15 protein-coding genes and 2 pseudogenes are annotated in these 15380 nt (G+C 44.9%); 9 read left to right on the forward strand and 8 right to left on the reverse strand.

Annotated elements, in window-relative coordinates; genetic code table 11:
- Window positions 1–225: 225 nt before the first annotated feature.
- Window positions 226–1104, forward strand: a complete 879-nt coding sequence (locus B4K11_RS02655) for an AEC family transporter (protein WP_292949348.1) — start codon at window positions 226–228, stop codon at window positions 1102–1104.
- Window positions 1105–1511: 407 nt separating this feature from the next.
- On the opposite strand, the gene B4K11_RS02660 is transcribed toward B4K11_RS02655, so the two are convergent.
- Genes B4K11_RS02660 through B4K11_RS02670 form a run of 3 tightly spaced genes read right to left on the reverse strand, consistent with a single transcriptional unit; the run spans window position 1512 to window position 4152 of the window.
- A complete protein-coding gene (locus B4K11_RS02660; RefSeq protein WP_292949345.1) occupies window positions 1512–2264 on the reverse strand; it encodes an SDR family NAD(P)-dependent oxidoreductase in 753 nt (250 codons plus the stop codon).
- Window positions 2265–2275: 11 nt separating this feature from the next.
- Entirely contained in the window at window positions 2276–3313 is a 1038-nt protein-coding gene (locus B4K11_RS02665; RefSeq protein WP_292959215.1) for a transketolase family protein, read from the reverse strand.
- Entirely contained in the window at window positions 3310–4152 is an 843-nt protein-coding gene (locus B4K11_RS02670) for a transketolase (protein ID WP_292949339.1), read from the reverse strand. The genes B4K11_RS02665 and B4K11_RS02670 overlap by 4 nt, the downstream gene beginning before the upstream one ends.
- Before the next feature lie 145 nt (window positions 4153–4297).
- Between B4K11_RS02670 and B4K11_RS02675 the strand changes: the two genes are divergently transcribed.
- From B4K11_RS02675 to tnpC, 3 genes and pseudogenes are all read left to right on the forward strand, one after another.
- On the forward strand, window positions 4298–5278 hold the full coding sequence (locus tag B4K11_RS02675; protein ID WP_292949338.1) for a LysR substrate-binding domain-containing protein: 981 nt from the start codon (window positions 4298–4300) through the stop codon (window positions 5276–5278).
- A gap of 545 nt (window positions 5279–5823) precedes the next feature.
- Window positions 5824–6012: an IS66 family insertion sequence element accessory protein TnpB gene (tnpB, locus tag B4K11_RS18585; RefSeq protein ID WP_414689205.1), complete on the forward strand. Its 189-nt coding sequence runs from the start codon at window positions 5824–5826 to the stop codon at window positions 6010–6012.
- A gap of 106 nt (window positions 6013–6118) precedes the next feature.
- Window positions 6119–7587, forward strand: a pseudogene (tnpC, locus tag B4K11_RS02680) (IS66 family transposase).
- A 68-nt stretch (window positions 7588–7655) separates the two neighbouring features.
- Here tnpC and B4K11_RS02685 read toward each other — a convergent pair.
- From B4K11_RS02685 to B4K11_RS02700, 4 genes are all read right to left on the reverse strand, one after another.
- Complete coding sequence (locus B4K11_RS02685) at window positions 7656–8912, reverse strand: TRAP transporter large permease (RefSeq protein WP_292949335.1); 1257 nt, start codon at window positions 8910–8912, stop codon at window positions 7656–7658.
- A 10-nt stretch (window positions 8913–8922) separates the two neighbouring features.
- The gene (locus B4K11_RS02690; RefSeq protein ID WP_292949332.1) at window positions 8923–9498 is read right to left on the reverse strand and encodes a TRAP transporter small permease; all 576 of its coding nucleotides are present in this window, start codon (window positions 9496–9498) and stop codon (window positions 8923–8925) included.
- 4 nt (window positions 9499–9502) lie between these two features.
- The gene (locus B4K11_RS02695; protein WP_292949329.1) at window positions 9503–10471 is read right to left on the reverse strand and encodes a TRAP transporter substrate-binding protein; all 969 of its coding nucleotides are present in this window, start codon (window positions 10469–10471) and stop codon (window positions 9503–9505) included.
- A 379-nt stretch (window positions 10472–10850) separates the two neighbouring features.
- Window positions 10851–11366 (reverse strand): protein adenylyltransferase SelO family protein, encoded by a 516-nt coding sequence (locus B4K11_RS02700; protein ID WP_292959216.1) that lies wholly within the window; start codon window positions 11364–11366, stop codon window positions 10851–10853.
- Window positions 11367–11468: 102 nt separating this feature from the next.
- On the opposite strand from B4K11_RS02700, the gene B4K11_RS02705 reads away from it, so the two are divergent.
- From B4K11_RS02705 to B4K11_RS02725, 5 genes are all read left to right on the forward strand, one after another.
- Window positions 11469–12902, forward strand: a complete 1434-nt coding sequence (locus tag B4K11_RS02705; RefSeq protein WP_292959217.1) for an IS4 family transposase — start codon at window positions 11469–11471, stop codon at window positions 12900–12902.
- A 142-nt stretch (window positions 12903–13044) separates the two neighbouring features.
- Complete coding sequence (locus B4K11_RS02710) at window positions 13045–13620, forward strand: nucleotidyltransferase domain-containing protein (protein ID WP_292959218.1); 576 nt, start codon at window positions 13045–13047, stop codon at window positions 13618–13620.
- A gap of 11 nt (window positions 13621–13631) precedes the next feature.
- Window positions 13632–14048 (forward strand): hypothetical protein, encoded by a 417-nt coding sequence (locus B4K11_RS02715; RefSeq protein ID WP_292959219.1) that lies wholly within the window; start codon window positions 13632–13634, stop codon window positions 14046–14048.
- A 42-nt stretch (window positions 14049–14090) separates the two neighbouring features.
- Window positions 14091–14669: a hypothetical protein gene (locus B4K11_RS02720; protein ID WP_292959220.1), complete on the forward strand. Its 579-nt coding sequence runs from the start codon at window positions 14091–14093 to the stop codon at window positions 14667–14669.
- Window positions 14669–15010: a hypothetical protein gene (locus B4K11_RS02725; protein ID WP_292959221.1), complete on the forward strand. Its 342-nt coding sequence runs from the start codon at window positions 14669–14671 to the stop codon at window positions 15008–15010. The genes B4K11_RS02720 and B4K11_RS02725 overlap by 1 nt, the downstream gene beginning before the upstream one ends.
- 176 nt (window positions 15011–15186) lie before the next feature.
- Here the strand turns inward: B4K11_RS02725 and B4K11_RS02730 are convergent.
- Window positions 15187–15380, reverse strand: a pseudogene (locus tag B4K11_RS02730) (hypothetical protein); the annotation flags it as partial.

Here is a 15380-nt window from a genome sequence, read left to right on the forward strand (position 1 = left end):
TACCCGCCGAACACACCCATACTTGCAATGGCAAGTATGGGTAGAGCGGTTGAGTACAGGTAGAACCGGTTCATTTTCACGACACATTATCAAGCTGACCTTCATGAGCCGTAACTGTTAACTTGCTCTAAATAAACATTAACTAATCGTTACCAGCCTATGACCACTTACTGTCCATGCTGGTGATATTCTAGGTCTCTAATTTTCTGTGTAGAAAGGGGCAATATGGAAACAGCTATTGAGATCGTGAATGTACTTCTCCCGGTGTATTTTATAGTCATGTGTGGGTTTTTCTATACCAAGATTTCACCTACCGATATGACGATTGTTAACAAACTCAACATGAATTTTTTTGTTCCAGCCCTGATTTTCTCAGTCATGACGGAAAAAGATTTTTACATTGGCGAGTATGTTGGAGTTTTATTTTCCGGCGTTTTCATTGTTTTATTTTCCGGTGTTTTGGCTTTGGCTGTAGCACGTATTTTGCGTGTTCAATGGCGAACATTCATTCCCCCGATGATGTTTAATAATATTGGTAACTTAGGCGTTCCAGTTATGGTCCTCGCCTTTGGTGAGCAGGCGCTGCCTATCGCTATTGTTCTTTTTATGGTGGAAAACTTGCTTCACTTTACTGTTGGTATTCAGATGGTGAACCCCCATCCGAGTTTGGTGCGTTTGCTGAAAAATCCAATAGTATCAGCATCACTACTAGGGATGTTTTTTAGTTTGAATGGCTGGCATATGCCTGCTTCAGCACAAATCTCGCTGGACATGGTGGGGCAAATATCTATTCCACTAATGCTATTCTCGCTTGGTGTTAGGGTGAGTAATGTTGACTTTAGTCACTGGAGAATTGGCGTGCTGGGTGGTTTGATGAGCCCAGTTAGTGGCCTTATCGCGACAATGCCGATTATTTTTCTGTTTGACCTAGATAAAGTTTCGATAGGTGTTTTGCTTATTTTTGCTAGTTTACCGCCTGCGATAATGAATTACATGGTGGCGGAAGTGTTCCTGCAGGAGCCCCAAAAAGTCGCTTCTATCGTCATGATTGGAAACTTGTTGAGTGTTCTGGTATTGCCGTTAGTGTTGTTGTTTGTATTATAGAAAAAGGTTCTTCGTGTGTTATGGGGAAGAGTATAGAAACGTAGATGACTTCACGATTAAGTCAGAATATTGCGTCCTCCAGGCAAGAACAAATCTCTGCTGAGGGAGTTTTCTATGGTTTTGCATAATCACCTGGCGGGTGGCTGCTCGTTTGACGCTAAAAAGGCATTTACCGCAGTGTGAACTGAGGACGCGGAGAGGCAGCACTCAGCACTAATTAGGTTTTTTTGTCCTCTATGGTGAGTCTGTTTTAGATTGTGAGAGGGGCCGTAGAATATAGTATTAACCGATACCTACCCTGATGGAATACTTGGCCGGTAAAGCGAGATGAACCTTAAAAAAAACCCCGCAGAGCGGGGCAAAAGATAGAGATTTTTCTCTTCTCTATGAAACGAACAATAATGAGATTAATGGATCAAAGAACCGCCATTCACATCCACTTCGGTGCCAGTAACATAACTGGATAGGTCGGAAGCAAGGAATAAACAGCACCCTGCAACTTCTTCAGCTTTACCTGCGCGCCCCATTGGAATACCTTCCATTACTTTTGCGTACATCGTGTCATCTATTTTGCCTGCGGTAATGTCCGTTCCAATAAAGCCAGGGCAAATAGCGTTGGAGCGAATGTTGGCAGGTGCAAGTTCACGTGCCATTGCTTTGGTTAAGCCCAGTACGCCGGCTTTAGCGGCAGAATAATGTGGGCCTCCGAAGATACCACCGCCACGCTGTGCTGAAACAGATGAGATGTTAACAATAGAACCTGCTTTTTGCTTGCGCATTACCGGAATTACTGCTTGACTCATTAATAGCGTGCCGCGAAGGTTTACATCCATTACGGCGTCGTAGTTTTCGTCTTTGATGTCCATGATTTTTAAAGGCTGAGTAATACCTGCATTATTCACTAGGATGTCGACACGTCGCCATTTGTCGAGCAAGGTAGATACAGCCGTTTGACAGTCCTCCTCCTTTACAACGTTACATTCCAGGCCAACATGTTGAGGGCCTAAGTCTTTAGCCGCTTCTATTGCTTGTTCCAGATTAAGATCCAGAATGGCAACGGTAGCGCCATGGTCTGCAAACAGCTTTGCTGTGGCTTTTCCGAGGCCATTTTTAGATGCCGCACCTGTAACAATGGCAAATTTACCAGTCAAAATACCCATAATCAGTCTCCTTATTTGTTGAGCCATATTTTTATTTTTGTCAGCATGGCATCGACCGAGATGCCATATTGATCATGAAGCACAGGTAATGCGCCCGCATCTAAGAATTCGTCTGGTAGCGCTATCTGTTTTAGAGTTGGGAAGACCTGATTCTTCATGAGGGCCATTGCAACAGCTTCACCTAATCCGCCGATTTCAGTATGGTTTTCAGCAACCACAACTAAGCGGCCAGGTTTTGCACACTCTTTCAGAATGGTGGCAGTATCCAGAGGCTTGATAGTGGGGGTATGCAACACACTGACGCTAATGTTATCTGCTTTTAATGTGTTAGCTACTTCAAGGGCTCGCATGGTCATAAAGCCGGATGAAATAATTAAAACGTCGTTACCTTCGGTCAGTGTTTTAGCTTTACCTAGTTCGAACTTGTAGTCGTAATCTTGTAAAACTGATGGCACTTGGCCGCGTAATAAACGCATGTAAACGGGACCGTTGTGAGCAGCAATTGCGGGTACCGCTTGTGCTGTATCTAAAGCATCACAAGGGTCTACGATGGTCATGTTGGGCATGCCACGGAATATTGCGACGTCTTCCGTTGCCTGATGGCTAGGACCGTATCCTGTGGTGAGGCCTGGCAAACCACATACGATTTTTACCGGTAAATTATCTTCAGCGATCGCCATACAGATGAAGTCGTAAGCACGGCGCGACGCAAATACAGCATACGTTGTGGCAAATGGAATGAATCCCTCTTTGGCCATACCGGCTGCTGCGCTGAACAATAACTGCTCAGCCATGCCCATTTGGTAGAAGCGTTCCGGATGTTTTTGCGTAAACACATGCAAGTCTGTGTACTTTGCGAGATCTGCCGTTAAGCCAACAATATTTTTTTGTTCGTTTGCCAATTCGGCTAATGCCTGACCAAAGGGTGCAGATACGGTTGGTAAACCTTCTGCTGCTAAAGAAGCGATCATGGCAGAGGTTAGCTGACGCTCTTCTGCTGGAACGGGTTTACGTGGTTCCCATTTTGATAGTCTACGGCTCATATTCATGCTGGCTTTCCTTCTTCTAAAACGTTAAGTGCTTTATCCCATTCATCGGCTTCAACCCGAACAAAATGGGTTATTTCACGTTCTTCAAGAAAGGGTATGCCTTTACACATCTTCGTATTGCAAATGATTACTCGTGGAACGGCTTGTTCATGGTTGCGTGCATTGTCAAACGCCTCAATCACGGCATCCATATCGTTGCCATCAATACGTTGAGTGAACCAACCAAAGGCTTCCCACTTTTTATCTAGTGGTTCTGAAGATAGCATTTCGGTTGAAGGGCCATCGGCCTGTTGGTTGTTAAAGTCGACGATACAAATTAAGTTGTCTAATTTTTGGTGAGCACCAGACATAGCGGCTTCCCAAGTGGAACCTTCTCCTAACTCTCCATCAGACATTAGGTTGTAAACAAAAGAGTTGGATTTTTTTGCTTTAAGGCCGAGCGCCATACCCACTGCGATACCCAGGCCATGACCGAGTGATCCGCCGGTTATTTCCATGCCAGGTGTGTAAGATGCCATCCCAGACATCGGCAGTCGGCTATTGTCTGTTCCGTAAGTTTCTAATTCGAACTCAGGCAGTACCTGGGCTTCTAATAATGCGGCGTACAATGCAATTGCATAGTGGCCTATTGATAGAAGAAAACGGTCGCGACCTTCCCACTCAGGATCTTCGGGACGAAGTGTCAGTGCATGGAAATATGACACTGCAAGTACATCGGAAATACCTAAGGCCTGCCCTACGTAGCCTTGGCCTTGCACTGCACCCATTTGCACGGATTTATAACGAATATTCCATGCGCGACGAGCGAGGCTAATCGGCTGATTTGTTTCTGGATTCATAACATCTCTCTTTTATTTTTACTTTATAAGCGGTGTGAACACGTAGAATTATTTTGCGCTGAGAGTAGGAGGTGTACAATTAGTAAGAATTAAAGGTTAATGAAGCTGAGCTTAATAAAAAAATAAATAAATAAGAGACTTTGCTATGTCACGAGATCCAAGTTTAAACGGCATGATTTACTTTGAAGCGGTTGCCCGCCATGGAAAAGTCGCTCGCGCAGCTGAAGAGTTAAATGTGTCGCCTTCAGCAGTGAGTCAGCAGCTCAAACTGTTAGAAGAAATGCTTGGGGTGGGGCTTTTCAAGCGTGATAAACGCCAATTAAGTTTAACTCTGGAAGGTGAGCGCTTGTTTATGGCCTGCTCCTCGGCTTTTGGTATTTTAAAAAATGCCCGGCGTGTTATTTCGCGTAAGCGTAACAGTCATCAGCTTATTGTAAAGGTGATTCCGAGTTTTGCTGTTAGGTGGTTGGGGCCGCGTTTGCATTCGTTTATTGAACAGTACCCTGAATGGGATCTGCGCATAGACGCAACGCCCGATCCAACAAATTTTGATCGTGAAGTGGTTGATTTCGATATTCGTTACGGACCAAGTGACTGGCCTGGATTGTATTGTTTACCCGTTCTTCACGATTATGTTCTCCCAATGTGCAGTCCAGAGTACCGCGAATATTTGTTCTCCTTAGGCAGCACCATGGAAGCGCAGCTCCAGGAAGCCCGATTGGTTGATAGTGTAAAAGCAATGCTGCAATGGGAAGCTTGGCTTGCGCGTCAACGTTTAAGTCGGAATAGTAATGTACCGGCGCTTCGTTTTGATCGGTCGTCTATGGCAATTCAACAGGCGGTCAATGGTGTTGGATTAGTATTGGAGTCGACGACGTTGGCGATAGATGAGCTACGCTCAGGAAAGTTAGTGCCTGCATTTCCTGAAGCTGGATCGATTAAACTTCCTGCATATTGGGTGGTGAGTCCTAGTAGGCACCAAAGTCGTAAACTTTATCAGCTTTTCACCGCTTGGCTGCAAGAAGAGGCAAAAGTCCATCAAGAGGTTGTCTTGACTACATTGGCTAGCCTGGATGTACCAGTAATTAAAGATCAGGCGATTGATGAGTTATTGGATCCTCATTAAATAAAACTGTAAGCGTCCGGCGAACACATCTGGCATCCCAAACCAGACCCTCTAATCTAGGTGTCCACCTATCTTTAAGTGGACACCTAACATGACTCTCAATGCTCCTCCATCGGTAACCGACCAACCCAGTAAACGACGCCGTTTTAATCCGGCGTTCAAAGCCATCACCGTTGACCTCTGTCAGCGGCCAGAAAACTCCATTACCTAAGTCGCCCGGAATCTGCACTCAGCGTTAACCTGGTTCATAAGTGGCTGGTAAAGGCCCGGCAGCAAGCATCTGCGGATATGCCCGCATTCCTGACGGTCACTCTGGCGCGTCTCACGCTCCTGATTTCATCACGCTAAAGGTCGACTCGCCCCTGGGGGGGCATCACCTTCCGAGGCTCCGTTGTGGATGCCGCTCAGTTCATTAAGGCGTTGGTATGATCCGTATCGATCAGATCTGGGTGGCAACGGAACCGATGGATATGCGGGCCGGGCCGGATACTGCTTTGGCCAGAGTCGCGCAGGTGTACGGTGAAGCCTAACCCCATACAGCGTATCTGTTCACCAATAAACGCGGCAACCGGATGAAAGTCCTGATCCATGATGGACTGGGTATCTGGCTCTGTGCACGGCGCCTGCATAAAGGGCAGTTCCATTGGCTGGACAGGGTGCATGGCAAGCAGGCAATTTTAGATGAGTCACAGCTTCAGGTATGGGTTCAAGGATTACCTTGGCGGCACGATTAACTGGCTTTGATACACGAGAGAACATGGCCAAGCTTAGGTCAGCCAGAAGCGCTATTGGTCTATCTTCGTATCGAAAATGATCTTTGAATCGATCACGCTCCAAGGTATGACAGCACCTGACCTTACTCAACTTTCCCACGCCGCCTGGCGGAGCAGCTGCTACGCGTCGATGAGCAGGATCAGGTGATCCAGTTAAAAGACCAGGCCATCCAGCAGCAAGAGCAGGTGATCCGTTATAAAGAATAAGTAAACCAGAAGCTCACCTATGAGCTGTCTCTACTGAAACGTCACAAATACGGTCAGCGCAGTGAGCACCTGAATCTCCTTCAGATAAGTATGCTCGATGACATCATCGGGGCCGATATGGCCGGGATTGAAACGGAGCTGGATGATGCGATCGACTCACGGACGCGAACCCAGGAAAAAAGTCAGCTCAAACGACAATCCTTGCTACCGGAACTGCCTCGCCGGGAGGTCCATCATGAGCCGGAGGTCAAGACCTGTTCCTGCGGCTGCGCAATGTCCCGTATGGGCGAGGATGTCAGTGAAAAGCTGGACTATATGTCGGGCGTCTTTAAGGTAGAGCGTCATATCCGGGATAAGTGGGTCTGTGACGCTTGCGAAACGCTGACTCAGTCACCGATGCCCGCGCATATTCTGGATAAAGGTCTGCCTACTGTCGGTTTACTGGCTCAGGTCCTGATCGCTAAGTACGATGACCCATTTACCCCTATATCTTCAATCACAGATCTTTGAACGGGCCGGTGTTCAGTTGTCCCATTGACCTTGCCCGAATGGGTGGGTGTATGCCGGTGTCCGGCTTCAGCCCTTGGTCGATGTTCTGCACGAGCATCTGCTGCTGCAACCTATACTGCATGCGGATGAAACACCTGTGCCGATGTTGGCACCGGGTAAGAAGAAAACCCATAAAGCGTATCTCTGGGCCTATGCCACCAGTCCCTTCTCCGTACTGAATGCCGTGGTGTATGACTTCCTCGAGGACTGGGCAGCTGGTCAGTGATGATTATGCCGGTTACAAGAAAAGCTTTAAGGACGAGGGTGTCACAGAGCTTGGCTGTATGGTGCATGCCCGCCGCAAGTTCGTGGAGCTGCATATCGCAGGTAAGAGCCAAATCGTTGGAGAAGCGGTTCAGCAGATCAGGGAACTGTATGAGGTTGAGCAGAAAGCCCACCCCCTTAGCGTTGAAGAACGGCATCGGATCCGGCAACAGGTCCCGGATGGCACGGCGATTGCCAAAGCTCTGGACTACAGTCTGAACGGCTGGACAGCGTTGATCCGTTATCTGGAGGATGGCGCGATCCCAATCGACAACAACTGGGTGGAGAATCTGATCCGCCCCTGGGCGCTGGGCCGTAAAAACTGGCTGTTAGCAGGATCACTGCGCAGAGGTCAGCGTGCAGCCGCGATTATGAGCTTGATCCAGTCAGCGACACTGAAGGGGCATGAACCCTTAGTTATCTGAAGGATATATTGGACGGCTGCCGACACAGAAAGCGAGTGAGATCGATAGTCTGCTGCCTCATCATTGGTCATCGGAAACCGTCAAGGTGTGATGCTAGGACGGTTACATAAAACTCACTTACTCGATGGGTAAGTGAGTTTTTTTCTATAGAAGAAAAGCTTAATAAATGATGAAAGCAGGTATGTAGCTAATCAGTGCTAGGACACCTAATGCCAGGAGATAAAAAGGCAATAGTTCTTTCACCACCACACCAATCGATACATTAGCTATAGATGAGGAAATATATAAGGTTGTACCAACTGGCGGGGTATATAGGCCGATTGCTAAGTTCACCACCATGATTAACCCCAGTTGTACCGGATCTAATCCGATGGATGCTGCAATGCTCGAGAACAAAGGCGTGAGCAAGAGTACGGCAGCCGGCAAGTCTAAAAATGTACCGATGATCAACATAATAACGTTCATCGCAAGTATCACCATCCATGGTTCAGAAATCGTAGCAGTGACCCAGATCGCTAAGTTCTGAGGTACTTGTTCAAGGGTAAGGATCCATTGAATAATAGACGACGCCATGATAATCGCCATGACGGCGCCTGTCATAATGCCTGTGTTAATAATTGCTTGTACAATTCCTTTAACGTTTAAATCTTTGTAAACAAAAAGGCCAATGATCAAAGCGTAGCCAACTGCTAGTACACTAATTTCGGTTGGTGTTGCGATACCAAAACGTAATGTCCCGATTATAAAAAAAGGCATGAATATAGCCGGGAATGCGTGGACGAGTTGGGTACGCCATTGCTTAAAACCACCCTCAGCCGGGGAGCTTTTATATCCACGTTTAATGGATATTAACCACACCAGTAGCAGCATACCAGCACCGAGCATGATGCCTGGCAGAATACCAGCCACAAACAAGTCAATAATGGATGTATTAGATGATAATCCATACAAAATTAGTGGGATAGAAGGGGGGATCAGAACAGATACCGTAGACGAAGCCGCATTTACTGCGCCTGCAAATCCTGCATTATAGCCCTCTTTTTTCTGTACTGGGATTAAAGCATTACCTAGGGCTGATGAATCGGCTACGGCTGATCCAGAGACGCCGCCAAACATCACAGAGCCAAGAACACTGACATGACACATGCCGCCTTTAAATCGACCGACAAACATTTTGGCGCATTCTATTAAGTAGATGCCAAACTTGCCTTGCATCATTAAGCTTCCCGCTAAAATAAAGAACGGAATAGCTAGCATTGGAAAGCTCTGAGTAGGTGTGTATAAACGCTGAGCCATGACAGCAAGGGGTTGGTTTTCCAAAAATAAAGCAATACCCGATGCACCAATCATCGCATAAGCTACCGGAACTGAAGCCACTAATAAAAGTGGAAACAGCCAAAGCAATATAGTTGCCATAATGAGATACCTAGCTGTAATTATTGTTTTCAGGGTTACGATCGACAGTTTGCTTCGACAGCAAATAATCAATGATATTGAGTAAGGAGATAACGGCAATTAAGCTAAATGCGAAAACCAAGCTAGAGTAGCCGTAAATCTGAGGAAGTCCTGTTTCTGCTAGTTTCGTGTACTTTGAGGCTTTGATCACCGGCATCGCATAGTGTAAAACTCCGACACAGGTTGCCCCAATCACTAAGTTGACTGCTATGAGTACAATTCGCTGTATCGTTGCTGGCAGAATGTTTACAAGTGAATCAATAGAAATATTACCTTTCATCGTAGAGGCCAAAACCATTCCGGCTGCTACAGACCAGGGGAATAGTAACTGAGGTAGCTCATAGGCCCATGTGATACCTTGATCAAAAATATAACGTAACAATACGTTTGCGAAAATGGCAGAAAACATAGCGCTAAAGCTAATGAGGATGATGCCAGCACCAATAATATAAATACTGCGGCGTATTGCCGATGAGAAGCAAAGAAGCCAGCCGGACAGTCCATCCAGCATGGCTTTTATACTTCCCCTGGAGGGGTAATTGTTCATATCATTATTCCGAAGCTGGCTTCAATTTTTTCAGTAAGTCGCCGTATTGAGCTTCATACTTCTCATATACAGGGGCCGTTGCTTTAACAAAAGCATCGTAATCTACTTCACTGATGATAGCTCCTTCGGATGCTAAAACAGACTTTAAGCGTTTCGCTTCAAACAAATTACGCCCACGCTGGTACCATCCTGCTTGTTGTGCTGCAGAGGTGACACAGTTTTGCGCCTTTTCATCCAGGCTTTCCCACCATGCTAAACCTGCAACCACAGGTGTACTTTGATACTGGTGTCCCGTCATAGAAATGTACGGAGTGATGTCGTGTAATTTAGCCGAATAGATGTTAGTTAAGGGGTTTTCTTGACCATCGAAAGCACCGCTTCGTAGGGCTGTCGGTAATTCACTCCATGCTAGTGGGGCAGGGTTTGCACCAAGAGTTTCGAAAATATCCAATGCCACTTGGTCGGGTGGTGTACGGATTTTCATGCCTTTAATATCTGCAGGTGTACGAATGGACTTTTCTGTGTGGGTAACATTCCTGAAACCATTGTCCCAGAAGGTTACAATTTTAAGTCCTGCTATGTTGGCCTTCTGATCTAAAATCTGGCCAATTTCACCGTCAAGTACTCTCCAAACGTCAGTTTCAGATTTGAACAAGAACGGTAGGCCAAGGATGCCTACTGCAGGAACTATTTGTGCGGTTGTGCCTTGTGAGTTAGCAGACATGTTAATAATACCTGCTTGAACTGAAATGAGCTGTTCTGCATCGTCGCCCATGGTCGCAGAGGGAGCGACTTGTACGTTGTAGTTATCTGCAGTACACAAGGGAACCAGTTCTGCAAACATCTCAGCAGCTTCATATCTTGGGTTGCCTGGATTTGCACCGTGGGCAAAAACAATCTTATCTGCTAGTGCACTTGAAGAAATCGCAGCAATCACACTGATTGATACAAGGCTTTTGGCAATAGTTTTCATCGGAACTCCTAGCTTATGCTAATTATTTTTATATTTCGTTCTCTATGACATAGATTCTAGTGCATAACACTTATTCAAGTCATATAGCTAGTATTGATGCAAATACCTTACTTTGGCAATGAGGCTAACTTAAAGAAATGTTTAGCTGTACTTAATAATATTTACTTTAAAGGGACGTAAGTCATGACTGATTCAGGTTTAGTGAATCATTCGCTCAGAGGCTGAGCTCCTACAAAATTCTTCATCAGCTGCTGGGAGACGATTAAATCGCTAATACTCTTATTCTTATTCTCATAAAGTCCCAATTTAGGTACGTTAATACCCAAATTGGGACTGATTCTTTTAAAGATGAGAGTTTCTGTTCTTGCTTAGCCCTTCATCAAGAAGAACAGCTATAGTGCGATACACCACCCAAATTCCTTAGCTCTGCGGGTCTTAGTCCGTAGTATTTATCTTCCACTTCTTTTGATTGCTCAGCGTAGGGTTGGGTCATGAATTCTTGTAGTTCTCGGATAAGTTCGTAGTTGCCTTCGGCCGCTTGTTGATAGACGGGTTGCACAAACCTCTCTTGTAAACTGTATTTTGGGTTGACCTGTTTCATCTGTTGAATACATTCTTCATTTGAACGATAGAGGTCGGTATTTGCTTTGTTGATAAGAGCGTTCCATTGTTCTAGCCACGTAGCCCAGCGTGTATTTAGCTCTGTATTTTGTGCTGTTTTTTGTTCTGTGTTTTGTTCTGTGTTTTGTTCTGCGTTTTGTGCTGTATTGTCTGACTCATAGAAGCTCTTTTCTAGTGAGTCCATGCTTTTAGGTAGGTTAGACAGTTCACGGAAGAAAAGGGTGTAATCAACGGAGCTAAAGGGGTAGCTAAAGGGGTCAAAGCCGAATGGCACTAAATTAAGCCTTTTCAGCATGAAATACTAGATGCTGAAATACCGCCGAAATGAGATAATTCGGCATGAAAAATACAACGCCTTTCTTGCCCGGTTTTCACCTTGCCACATTACGTCGTAAGCCTCGTAGCACTCGCCTTAAACTGCTCGCTCAACAGCAAAAAATACGGGATAAATCTATCAGCCAACTTGGTAGATGCTTCGGATCATTTATCCCAAAATCAGAATTGGATAACGCCCCACGAGGCTCCTTCAGTCGGCGCAGGTTATTCAGCAAAGAAAACACATTCCTGGGGGTTCTTTTCTCAGATTTTAGATGCCGATGGTGGTTGTCAGGAAGTCGTTCGTAGGTTTCAGGCCTTTGCTGCATCTAAAGGTATTAATGCTCCTTCCTCTTCTACCGCCGGTTATTGCACAGCACGCACTAAGCTTGAGCAAACTAGCCTCGATAATATACTGAGGCACACGAGCGATGAATTACAACAGTATAAAACGGCTAACCCTTGGGTGGGTCGACGAGTAGTCGTCGTTGATGGAACGGGGTTAAGTACACCGGACACACGTTCGAATCAGCAAGCATGGCCTCAACCTCGCAGCCAAAAACCGGGCTGTGGATTTCCCCAGCTACGTTTATGTGCATGCTTTTGTCTGCAAACAGGTGCTTTGCTAAGCTATCAAATAGGTAACCATAAAAGCCATGAGTTACCGTTACTTAGACAACAATGGCCAACTTTCAGATCCGGTGATGTTTTCTTGGGTGATAAAGGTTTTTGTAGCTATTACGATGTCTCAAAGTTAAAAGATCAAGGCGTAGATTCGGTCATCACCTTAGCCCGACGAACACCTGTCGAGCGTTCAAACGCAATCAAAGTTCTCGGTAAGGATGATCTACTTATACACTGGCCTAAACCTAAGCGGAATAAGGCTTCAAGCTATTCAGAAGACGAACTAGTCGCACTACCTGAGCAGCTTACACTTAGACAAATTAAAGTAACGGTTAAGACTCCTGGGTTCAGAGTTAAGACGTTTTATATCGTGACTACGTTGACGGATGTTAATCGCTACTCAGCTGAAGCGCTTGCGGAACTCTATTATCAGCGCTGGGAAGTTGAGCTGTTTTTTCGTGATATTAAAACGACATTAGGTATGGATATTTTGCGTTGCAAATCGCCAGACATGGTCCAGAAAGAGATTTTAATGCACTTAATCGTGTACAACTGCATTCGTCAACTAATGCTAGAAGCGGCGAAGCAAGGAGATGTGTCGGCAAGAAAAATCAGCGTAAAAGGAAGTATTCAAGCGCTCAGGCAATGGCTCCCTTTGCTTAATAAAACAGACTTAAAACCTTTTGAACAAAAGAGATTAATGGCCCTGCTTTATAATGCAATCGCGGACGCCAGGTTATATGAACGACCGGGACGAAGTGAACCTCGTTGCGTCAAACGAAGGCCTAAACCGTTTCAGTTCATGACCGCTCCTCGACAGGTTATGAGAGAGGCTCCTCATCGGAGTAAATACAGTGCAGCACCGGCTTAATTTAGTGCCATTCGGGTCAAAGCCCTTTTTTATTAGTAGGGAATGATCTGCGCTCACATTTTCTCTCAAAAACAATTTCAAGCACTAGACAGTACCCAATATGGGAACTATAGTTCCCATATTGGGACTTTAGGTGATTGTGATGTTAGCTTCGAATATCGGTAATGCGCTTTTTACAAAAGCACAGCAAAATCTATTAGGGTTGCTTTATGGTAATCCAGATAAAAGCTTTTATCTGAATGAAATTGCGCGCACAGCAGCGATGGGCAAAGGGGCCATCACGCGTGAGTTGGCTAAGCTGTCAGACGCTGGAATACTTACGATCAGTAAGCAGGGCAACCAAAATCATTATCAGGCTAACCACGATTGCCCGATCTATGATGAGCTCAAGCAAATTGTACTTAAAACATTTGGCATCAAAGGTGTTTTACAGTCGGGAATTGCTGAGTTACTACAGGGTGTCGACCAAGCATTCATTTATGGTTCTGTTGCGAAGGGAGATGAGCATGTTGCCAGTGACATTGATCTGATGCTGATTGGTGATGATTTAAGTTATAGTGAAGTGATGGAAAAACTAGAGCCGCTTGAGGCTCAATTACATCGGCAGATAAATCCATCAATTTATACCATTGATGAGTTCTCTCAACGTATTACTGAAGGACGGAATTTTTTATCAAAGGTGATGGAGCAACCTAGAATTGATTTACTGCAAGGATAGCAGGAGGAAATATGAAGGAACTAGATAATCTGGTTAAGATTAATCAATTGAAAGTTGAGCCGCCTGATAAGAAAGAGTTTGAGGGTATGCTTCGCGCAGGTGATACAAAACTTAAAGATTCCCAAATACCTGGCTTGAGTGAAGATAGTCAGTTTTCATTAGCCTATAGCGCGGCTCATGCCTTTGCTTTAGCTGCCTTACGTTGGCACGGATATAGATCAGATAGCCGTTATTTAGTTTTTCAGTGCTTAGGGCATACGCTTGGTTTGAGTAAAGCTAAATGGCGAGTATTGGATCAGTGTCATAATGTTCGGAACTTGGCGGAGTATGAAGGCCATTTAGAGATAAACCCTCAATTACTGAGAGAGTTGGTTAGCATCAGCAAAGAGATTCAAGCTCTTTTAAAGGCTCTTACACCACTTCAATAAAGCTTTATCAATCTACCTTTAGAAATTATCACTAGGACTGACATGTTTAAATTAAAATGGATTTTATTTTATACGCTTTTGAGTACGCACCTTTTTACTACAAACAGTGTGTTTGCTGGCGCTAAAGATTATCCCATCATGAAAGTTGATTATGGGCCTGTTACCAGCTTTAAATCTGGTGCGGTGGGCTCCATGAGTATCCCTGTAGATGAATTGGCCAATGCCAAAGTCGCCTTATTTGATGGCTTAGTCGTCATCTTTAGTAATGGTTCAAACCTGTCTATGGAAACAATCACCGATGTAAGTATGGGGTATGCGGGTGTTGATATGCGGACGTGGCCTAAATACTTATTAGGATTACAGGATAAAGGGCTGGAGCCTATCGCGTTTATTGCCGAATTAGCAAAGTCGAAACAGCACATTATTGATAGCGACGTTGCTCCTTTTGAAGTACGAACTTTCATAACGAAACAGGGACTTGGTTATTGGGCTTTAGGTTCCAAAAAATCGATGATCGTTTTCACCTCATCTGATATTAAGGATCAGGTGATGGTTGTATTTGTGGAAAACATGGATGAAAGCGCAGTTAAAAAAATAATTATTAATGGAGCTCTAAAATAATGACATTGTCGCATGAAGAAAGGGATGATCTTTTGGCAATTATGGAAATTATCTACGGCTATGATTCGCAGATCAGAAATTATAAAAGCAGTTTTAATGATGTGACGGTTTTAGTTGTGGAAGAGGCTTTAGCTGCTTTAACCCAGTGTAACGAAGATATGAAGGCATTGGTTGTTGATCTTGTCGGCGGAGCGCGAACGTTGGCTAAAGGCTGGTTGAAGAAAGTACTCAAAGAAACAAAAAGACAACTTTCTAGAGAGAAGATTAAATTCAATGGCCTTGCGTGCCGAAGCATTACGGCGGCCAATTGGAAATCTGCAATTATTATTTCTATTTATTGAGCCAATGTTGAGCACAGGGTTCAGTTGCGTAAGTTGCGAGATCGCTTAGTTAGGCTCCGTGTCTATATCTTAAGATATGTTAACTAACCATAATAAGTCCCAGTTTGGGTACGGAAATACCCAAGATGGGACTGCTTATTTTAAAGACTGGCTGTTATCAACTAACTTAGATCCAGTTACGAAGAACAGCTATAGTGCGATACACCACCCAAATTCCTTAACTCTGCGGGTCTTAGTCCGTAGTATTTATCTTCCACTTCTTTTGATTGCTCAGCGTAGGGTTGGGTCATGACTTCTTGTAGTTCTCGGATAAGTTCGTAGTTACCTTCGGCCGCTTGTTGATAGGCGGGTTGCACAAACCTCTCTTGTA

The sequence above is a fragment of the Neptuniibacter sp. UBA6509 genome (assembly GCA_002435145.1).
Classification (GTDB): Bacteria; Pseudomonadota; Gammaproteobacteria; order Pseudomonadales; family Balneatricaceae; genus Neptuniibacter.

Bases quoted from the DNA above. Each gene is read 5' to 3' on its own strand.
- B4K11_RS02660 (WP_292949345.1), bottom strand. From the start codon at position 2,264: ATGGGTATTTTGACTGGTAAATTTGCCATTGTTACAGGTGCGGCATCT.
- B4K11_RS02720 (WP_292959220.1), top strand. From the start codon at position 14,091: ATGTTTAAATTAAAATGGATTTTATTTTATACGCTTTTGAGTACGCAC.
- B4K11_RS02690 (WP_292949332.1), bottom strand. From the start codon at position 9,498: ATGAACAATTACCCCTCCAGGGGAAGTATAAAAGCCATGCTGGATGGA.
- B4K11_RS02725 (WP_292959221.1), top strand. From the start codon at position 14,669: ATGACATTGTCGCATGAAGAAAGGGATGATCTTTTGGCAATTATGGAA.
- B4K11_RS02695 (WP_292949329.1), bottom strand. From the start codon at position 10,471: ATGAAAACTATTGCCAAAAGCCTTGTATCAATCAGTGTGATTGCTGCG.
- B4K11_RS02710 (WP_292959218.1), top strand. From the start codon at position 13,045: ATGTTAGCTTCGAATATCGGTAATGCGCTTTTTACAAAAGCACAGCAA.
- B4K11_RS02665 (WP_292959215.1), bottom strand. From the start codon at position 3,313: ATGAATATGAGCCGTAGACTATCAAAATGGGAACCACGTAAACCCGTT.
- B4K11_RS02685 (WP_292949335.1), bottom strand. From the start codon at position 8,912: ATGGCAACTATATTGCTTTGGCTGTTTCCACTTTTATTAGTGGCTTCA.
- B4K11_RS02675 (WP_292949338.1), top strand. From the start codon at position 4,298: ATGTCACGAGATCCAAGTTTAAACGGCATGATTTACTTTGAAGCGGTT.
- B4K11_RS02655 (WP_292949348.1), top strand. From the start codon at position 226: ATGGAAACAGCTATTGAGATCGTGAATGTACTTCTCCCGGTGTATTTT.
- B4K11_RS02715 (WP_292959219.1), top strand. From the start codon at position 13,632: ATGAAGGAACTAGATAATCTGGTTAAGATTAATCAATTGAAAGTTGAG.
- B4K11_RS02670 (WP_292949339.1), bottom strand. From the start codon at position 4,152: ATGAATCCAGAAACAAATCAGCCGATTAGCCTCGCTCGTCGCGCATGG.